Genomic DNA, 6,814 nt, shown 5'->3' with positions numbered 1-6,814 from the left:
AGGGGCTCGGCAAGGCGATGATGCGCGAGGCGCTCTGGCGCGCGGCCTGCCGCGGGCACGGCGCGGTCATCCTCGTCGGCGACGCGCCCTATTACGCGCGGTTCGGCTTCGATCCGGCGCTGACCCGCGAGCTCGCCATGCCCGGCCCGGTCGAGCGCGAGCGTTTTCTCGCGATCGAGCTGCGCGATGGCGCGCTCGACGGGGCAAGCGGCGTGCTTGTCGCCAGCGGCGCTGCCATCGCCGCAACCTTCGAAGCGGACGAGGTGGCGCAGGCCGCCTGACCCTTCCGACCCATCGTCATCGCGCCGTCATCGCCCGGCGCTTTCCATGCGCTCACCCGCGTGGAAGGCGCCCCCCGCGATTGACGGCGCGATTTTGCGCTCATACGACCCTTTCGACCCGTTTTTATCCCCAGAACCCAGGAGTTACAGAGAATGACGAATTGGCCCGTCTACGGCGAGATCACCGGCCCGATCGTGATGATCGGCTTCGGCTCGATCGGCCGCGGTACGCTGCCGCTGCTCGAACGGCACTTCAAGTTCGACAAGAGCCGCTTCGTCGTCATTGCTCCCGATGATTCCAATCGCCATCTGCTCGACGAGCGTGGCATCCGCTTCATCCAGGAAGCCGTCACCATCGAGAACTACAAGACGATGCTGGAGCCGCTGCTGACTGCAGGCGGCGGGCAGGGCTTCTGCGTCAATCTCTCCTGCGATACCGGCTCGCGGGACATCATGGAGCTTTGCTCCAGCCTCGGCGCGCTCTACATCGACACGGTCAACGAGCCGTGGCTCGGCTTCTATTTCGACGAGAGCAAGGGGCCGGGCGAGCGCTCGAACTATGCGCTGCGCGAGATGACGCTGGCCGCCAAGCGCGCCCGCGCGCCCGGCTCGACGACGGCCATCTCCTGCTGCGGCGCCAATCCCGGCATGGCCTCCTGGCTTGCCAAGAAGGCGCTCCTGAACATCGCCGCCGACATGCGCCTCAACGTGCCGCAGCCGAAGACCCGCGAGGAATGGGCCGGGCTGATGAAGCAGGTCGGCGTCAAGGGCATCCATATCGCTGAGCGCGACACGCAGCGTTCGAAGAACCCCAAGCCGCCCGGCGTCTTCGTCAACACCTGGTCGGTCGAGGGCTTCATCTCCGAGGGCGTGCAGCCGGCCGAGCTGGGCTGGGGCACCCATGAGAAATGGATGCCGGAGAACGCGCGCACTCATGAGACCGGCTCGCAGGCCGCGATCTACCTGATGCAGGCTGGCGCCGAGACCAAGGTGCGCAGCTGGTGCCCGACGCCTGGCCCGCAATACGGCTTCCTGGTGACGCATAACGAGTCGATCTCGCTCGCGGACTACTTCACCGTGCGCGACGAGACCGGTAAGGCGATCTACCGGCCGACCTGCCATTACGCCTATCACCCTGCGAACGACGCGGTGCTCTCGCTGCACGAGATGTTCGGCAGCGGCCGCCCGCAGGAGGAGCACCACATCCTTGAGGAGAACGAGGTCGTCGACGGTATCGACGAGCTCGGCGTGCTGCTCTACGGCCATGACAAGGGCGCCTACTGGTTCGGCTCGCAGCTCTCGACTGAGGAAGCGCGCAAGCTCGCTCCGTACCAGACCGCGACCGGCCTGCAGGTTACCTCGGCCGTGCTCGCCGGCATGGTCTGGGCGCTGGAGAATCCGAAGGCCGGCATCGTCGAGGTCGAGGAGATGGATCTCGACCGCTGCCTGGGGATTCAGATGCCCTATCTCGGGCCGGTGAAGGGCTACTATACCGACTGGACGCCGCTCGATGGCCGCCCGGGGCTGTTCCCGGAGGATATCGACACCAGCGATCCCTGGCAGTTCCGGAACATCCTGGTTCGGTGACGGCTGTCATCCCGCACGCGCTGCGGCACGTCAGTTCTGCTGCGTGGATGCGGGATCGTTTTCAGAAAAGGGCGCCTTCTCGTGCAGGGAGGCGTCCTTTTGCTTGAATGGAGCCTTCTGGTCGCGCGGCCCCGTGTCTGCGCAGCAGCGTTGCACGCTGCAGCGCGCACGGGATGACGCCCTATGGCTTGCGGGCGACCTTCATCGTTCCTGTCCGGAATGTCGTTGTTTGCTGACCGCTGTCTTCCCGTGCGCGCTGCGGCATGGAATGCCGCTGCGCAGACACGGGACCGTCTTCCGATAAGGGCGCTCTCTGATGCAGAAGGCGCCTTTTGCTTGAAGGGCGCGTGCGGGATGACACCCTATGATGCACGACACTCTATGGCCTGCGGGGAATCTTCACGCCGGCCAGCAGCGTCGCCCCCGCCAAGAAGAACACGATCAGCACGGCCAGTCCCGCCCGCTGGCTCGCGAAGATCGTCGTCGCCAGCGCCACCAGCGTCGGTCCCAGGAAGGACGTCACCTTCCCCGACAGAGCAAACAGCCCGAAGAACTCGCCGATACGCCCCGGAGGCGCCAGTCGCGCCATCAGGCTGCGCGAGGCCGCCTGCATCGGCCCGGCGACGAGGCCGATCAGCAGACCCAGGCCCAGATAGACCCGCTCCGGCACCGAGGCGTAGAGCCCGTCGCCCGGCACGGGCGGGGTGGCGGAAATCACGAAGAGGATATGGTCGGCGCTCAGCGAGAGAATGCCGAGGCAGGCGAAGAGCAGGCAGGCGATCGCACCCAGGATCACTGGCTTGCCGCCGATGGCGTCGTCGAGCTTGCCGCCGGCCCAGGCACCGAAAGTGCCGGTGATGGTGAGCAGGATGCCGAAGATGCCGAGCTCGATGGTCTGCCAGCCGAAGACGCCGGCCGCATAGATGCCACCGAAAGCGAAGAGAGCGACCAGTGCGTCCTGATAAATCATGTTGGCGAGCAGGAAGCGGCCGAGCGCGGGCAGCCTCGGCAGTTCGGCCAGCGTCGCCTTCAGCCGCCCGACGCCACCCTGTGCGGCTTCGGAGAAGCTCAGGCCCGTCCTGCGCGAATCCGGCGTGAGCAGGAACATCGGCGTGACGAAGACGACAAACCAGAGCGCGGTGAGCGGGCCGGAGAAACGGTCACCCTCGCGGGCGGCGGCATCGAGTCCGAGGATCGGCGCGATTCCGGCGAGCGTCTTGCCTGTGTGCGGATCGGCCGCGAGCAGGCCGAGCGTGATCGAAAGCGACAGGAGGCCGCCGATATAGCCGACGGCCCAGCCGGTGCCCGAAAGCCAGCCGAGCCGCTCCGGCGGCACCAGCCGCGTCATCATCGCATTGTTGAAGGTGGTGGCGAATTCCGCGCCGATCGTCGCGATGACGAATCCGGCAAGCGCGATCGGCACGGCCGAGGCCGCACCCGGCACCGCGAACCAGAGCATGGCGGAGCCGATGACCAGCAGCGCGCCGAAGGCTGCGATCCAGGGTTTGCGTGGCCCGGTCCGGTCGGCAATGCCGCCGAGCAGGGGCGAGAGCAGGGCGATGCACAGGCCGGCGAGGCCGGTGGCATAGCCCCAGAGCGCCTGGCCATCGGCCGCGTCCCTGGCGAGCGCCGAGGCGAAGAAAGGCGCGAAGACGAAGGTCGTGATCAGCGAGAAGAAGGGCTGTGCCGCCCAGTCGAAGAAAATCCAGGCGGTGACCGCGCGGCGAGGCGGCCAGACGGCAGGCGGAGCTTCAATCGGCGGGGTAGCGGGAGTCACTGCAGGGTCGTGTCCGGGTCACCGCCGCCGCGGGCAAGCTCGATCTCTGTGATGGCGACCAGAACTTCGGCCCGGTCCTTCAGCGTCGGCGCTTCCAGCAGAGCCTGCTTCTCGCGCGGCCCGAACGGACACATCATCGAGAGCGCATTGACCAGGGCCTCGTTCGGCGCCTCGTTGACGCCCTTCCAGTCGATCTTGAGATCGTTGGCCTTGGCGAAGTCGCGGAGTGCCTTGAGCAGGCCCTTGCGGTCGACCTCATCCTCGCCGGTGCGGGCGACGAAATCGGCAGCGAAAGCGTCATAGCCGACTCGGCCCTGGCGATACGGCGTGGTCACCGCCAATTCGTCGAGCAGGCGGAAGCGGCTGATGCCGGTCAGCGTGACGATGTAGCGGCCGTCGCCAGTCTCTGAGAACTGGGTGATGCGACCGAGGCAGCCTACCTTGAGCAGCGGCGGGATCTCGGGCTGGCGCCCGGTTTCGGGCTCGGGCTGGATAATGCCGATGACGCGATCGCCTTTGAGGACGTCATCGATCATCGCGAGATAGCGCGGCTCGAAGATGTTGAGCGGCATCTGGCCCCGCGGCAGGAGCAGGGCGCCGCCCAAGGGAAAGAGCGGGACTGCCTCCGGGCAATCCTGAGCTCCCTCGTAGACGGCGTTCATGCCCATGCGCACCTCGTCCTTGTGCCGGTCAGGAGAACAGCAGGGCCGACAGCTTGCGGCGGCCGGCGACGCTCGCCTCGTCCATCGGGCCCCAGGCCTCGAAGAACTGCAGAAGCTGCTTGCGTGCGCCGTCGTCGTTCCATGTCCTATCGGCCTTGATGATGGCGACGAGATGGTCGACCGCCTCCTCGCGCCTGTCGCGGGCGTTCAGCGCCAGCGCCAGATCGAAACGGGCCTGATAATCTTTCGGATCGGCCGCGACCTTGGCTTCCAGCTCGGCTGTGTCGCCGAGCGAGGCGGCCTGCTCGGCGAGCTCGATCGCGGCGCGGATGGCCGTGATCGCCGGATCGGAAGCCTTGTCCTGCGGGGCCATGCCGAGAATGCCCTTGGCGCCCTCGATATCGCCGTTGTCGAGATGCAGCCGTGCCAAGCCCGCGATCGCCGCGAGATTGTCGGGCTCGATCTCAAGCACGCCGGCATAGAGTTCGCTCGCACCGGCGGGGTCGCCGGCCGCGACCGCGGCTGCGGCAGCTTCGATCAGCTCGGCGGTCTCGCCCGGACCCATCGGCCCGACCAGGCGCTCGATGAAGGCCTTGATCTGCCCCTCGGGCTGGGCGCCCATGAAGCCGTCGATCGGCTGGCCCTGCTTGAAGGCGATGACGGCGGGAATCGACTGGATGCCGAGCTGGCCGGGAATCTGCGGGTGCTCGTCGATATTCATCTTGACGAGCTTGACCTTGCCGCCGGCGGCCTTGACCACCTTCTCGATGACGGGGGTGAGCTGCTTGCAGGGGCCGCACCAGGGCGCCCAGAAATCGATCAGCACCGGCTGCTTCATCGATTCTGCGATGACGTCCTGGCGGAAGGCCTGGGTCGTGGTGTCCTTGATCAGGCCGTTCGCTTCGGCCGCCTCGCCATTGACCAGCATGGGTCGTCCTTCGTGAGATATCCTGGAGGCACAGGCATGTCCTTACGGCCGCCCGCGCAGTTGCCCCATAGATGGGATGCTTCAGCCGTTCTGTCCATCGGGCGGGACGGGCAAATCGACGATCAGCGGCTCATGCCCCGTACTCCGGAAAAAGGCCAGGAGATCGTCGCGGCTGACGCGCAGCGTCGCCGTGTTGATCAGGGGGTGGAAATTGACGTCGTCGCCGTTTGCGAGCGTGGCGTCCAGCACCATGGTCACGTCACCCGCGCGATCATTGATCACGGCGAAGGCGGTGACGGAGCCCGGCGTGACGCCGAGCTTCTCCAGCAAGAGCTCGGCCGAGCCGAAAGAGAGCCGCCCGCTGCCGCCGATGCGCTCGTGCAGGCGCTTCAGGTCGATTCGCGCGTGAGCCTCGGCGGAGACCAGGAAGATCTGCCCCTTCTTGTCCTTGAGGAACAGGTTCTTGGTGTGGTGGCCGACCATTTCGTCGCGATGCGGCGCCGTTTCGGCGACGGTGAACACCGCCGGATGGTCGGTGCGGTGGAAGGCGATGCCATTCTCGGTGAGATAATCACAGAGCTGGTCGGGCGTGACGGGCGCGGTCATGGCGAAGCGATCGGCAAGGGGTATGGTTCGAATCGGCATTGAAACGCCTGCCGGAGCGACTGGAACAGGCCGGAAGATGCCTATCCTCGCCGGTCGCTGGCAGCAAGAAGGAGCCGGCGAATTCGCGCTTTTGTGGAAGGCGGCAAAAAAACTTTCACTGGGGTGCTTGCGCTTCGCGGCGCTTTGGGGCAATAACCCGGCCGCGCCGCCAACACGGCGCGACTGTCTCGGATGCGGGTGTAGCTCAGGGGTAGAGCACAACCTTGCCAAGGTTGGGGTCGAGGGTTCGAATCCCTTCGCCCGCTCCAGACAATCTTTAACGAAATGAATCGCTTAGGCTCCAGGCTCATATGAGTAGCTGGGGCCTTTTGCGTTCTTGGGGTCCACATGGGGTCCACCGCTGGAAAAATTAGCGTCTGACGACTGAGGTTTTTCAGCCCCTAGCTTACTCCCAGGCGTCCACATCATCATGGCGAGCTTCCCACTTCTCGATCGCCTCGATGAGTCCGATTAGCTCAAATTCCTCTGGTGAACCTGCCGGAGGATTACCAAGCTCCATCACGCGCTGAGTGGCTCTCTCATAGTCGTCGACGCACCGTACGATTGCCCTCTTGGGGTCCGCATCGGTTGCGCGGCGTGGCGACAGGAATGAGAACATGTGCGCCTCCTATCCTTCCGCTGGCGTGGCAACACTCGCCTCGTAGGCCACCATGGCAGCCGAGAGATCTAAGAATTCAGCTTCGTCCCATTGATCGTCCGGTACGCCGGCAAGGGCCTTCAATCGCGCGATGGCATCCTGGTACTGCTCTTCCGTATCGATCGTCATGAACCTCGCCTCGCTTCGATTGGCGACCGGACTAGAGAAGCATTCCACTCGATCGGGCAGCGGTCTCGAATGCTGACCGGGCATCTGCGGTTTGTCTGCCGTCAGCGCTCTTGAGACAGTTTAGGGGTTTTCGGGAAGGGAGGATTT

The 6,814-nt window shown here is 65.4% G+C and carries 8 protein-coding genes and 1 tRNA gene; 3 read left to right on the top strand and 6 right to left on the bottom strand.

Annotated elements, in window-relative coordinates; all coding sequences use genetic code 11:
- Both Q0Q36_RS24700 and Q0Q36_RS24695 read left to right on the top strand, forming a co-directional pair.
- Positions 1-281 (top strand): GNAT family N-acetyltransferase (locus tag Q0Q36_RS24700; RefSeq protein WP_293802488.1); only part of this gene is annotated, 281 nt, incomplete at its 5' end.
- 153 nt (positions 282-434) lie between these two features.
- Positions 435-1,868 carry a homospermidine synthase gene (locus Q0Q36_RS24695; protein WP_293802486.1) on the top strand — a complete coding sequence of 478 codons (1,434 nt, stop codon included), beginning with the start codon at positions 435-437 and terminating at the stop codon, positions 1,866-1,868.
- Positions 1,869-2,247: 379 nt separating this feature from the next.
- On the opposite strand, the gene Q0Q36_RS24690 is transcribed toward Q0Q36_RS24695, so the two are convergent.
- The 4 genes from Q0Q36_RS24690 to Q0Q36_RS24675 all read right to left on the bottom strand — a co-directional run bounded on the left by Q0Q36_RS24690 (position 2,248) and on the right by Q0Q36_RS24675 (position 5,841).
- The gene (locus Q0Q36_RS24690) at positions 2,248-3,645 is read right to left on the bottom strand and encodes an MFS transporter (protein ID WP_293802484.1); all 1,398 of its coding nucleotides are present in this window, start codon (positions 3,643-3,645) and stop codon (positions 2,248-2,250) included.
- Positions 3,642-4,313, bottom strand: a complete 672-nt coding sequence (locus tag Q0Q36_RS24685) for an LON peptidase substrate-binding domain-containing protein (RefSeq protein WP_293802482.1) — start codon at positions 4,311-4,313, stop codon at positions 3,642-3,644. Before Q0Q36_RS24685 ends, Q0Q36_RS24690 begins: the two co-directional genes overlap by 4 nt.
- Positions 4,314-4,335: 22 nt before the next feature.
- Entirely contained in the window at positions 4,336-5,235 is a 900-nt protein-coding gene (gene trxA / locus Q0Q36_RS24680; RefSeq protein ID WP_293802480.1) for a thioredoxin, read from the bottom strand.
- 81 nt (positions 5,236-5,316) lie between these two features.
- Entirely contained in the window at positions 5,317-5,841 is a 525-nt protein-coding gene (locus tag Q0Q36_RS24675) for a prolyl-tRNA synthetase associated domain-containing protein (protein ID WP_293802478.1), read from the bottom strand.
- Positions 5,842-6,074: 233 nt separating this feature from the next.
- Between Q0Q36_RS24675 and Q0Q36_RS24670 the strand changes: the two genes are divergently transcribed.
- Positions 6,075-6,149 (top strand) — tRNA-Gly (locus tag Q0Q36_RS24670).
- 137 nt (positions 6,150-6,286) lie between these two features.
- Here Q0Q36_RS24670 and Q0Q36_RS24665 read toward each other — a convergent pair.
- Both Q0Q36_RS24665 and Q0Q36_RS24660 read right to left on the bottom strand, forming a co-directional pair.
- Complete coding sequence (locus tag Q0Q36_RS24665) at positions 6,287-6,499, bottom strand: hypothetical protein (protein WP_293802476.1); 213 nt, start codon at positions 6,497-6,499, stop codon at positions 6,287-6,289.
- A 9-nt stretch (positions 6,500-6,508) separates the two neighbouring features.
- On the bottom strand, positions 6,509-6,667 hold the full coding sequence (locus Q0Q36_RS24660; RefSeq protein WP_293802474.1) for a hypothetical protein: 159 nt from the start codon (positions 6,665-6,667) through the stop codon (positions 6,509-6,511).
- Between the last annotated feature and the right edge of the window lie 147 nt (positions 6,668-6,814).

The sequence above is a fragment of the uncultured Allobosea sp. genome, from assembly GCF_945957345.1.
Taxonomy (GTDB): domain Bacteria; phylum Pseudomonadota; class Alphaproteobacteria; order Rhizobiales; family Beijerinckiaceae; genus Allobosea.
Note: the sequence above shows the minus strand (reverse complement) of the source record. Positions and strands in the feature narration are given on the sequence as shown.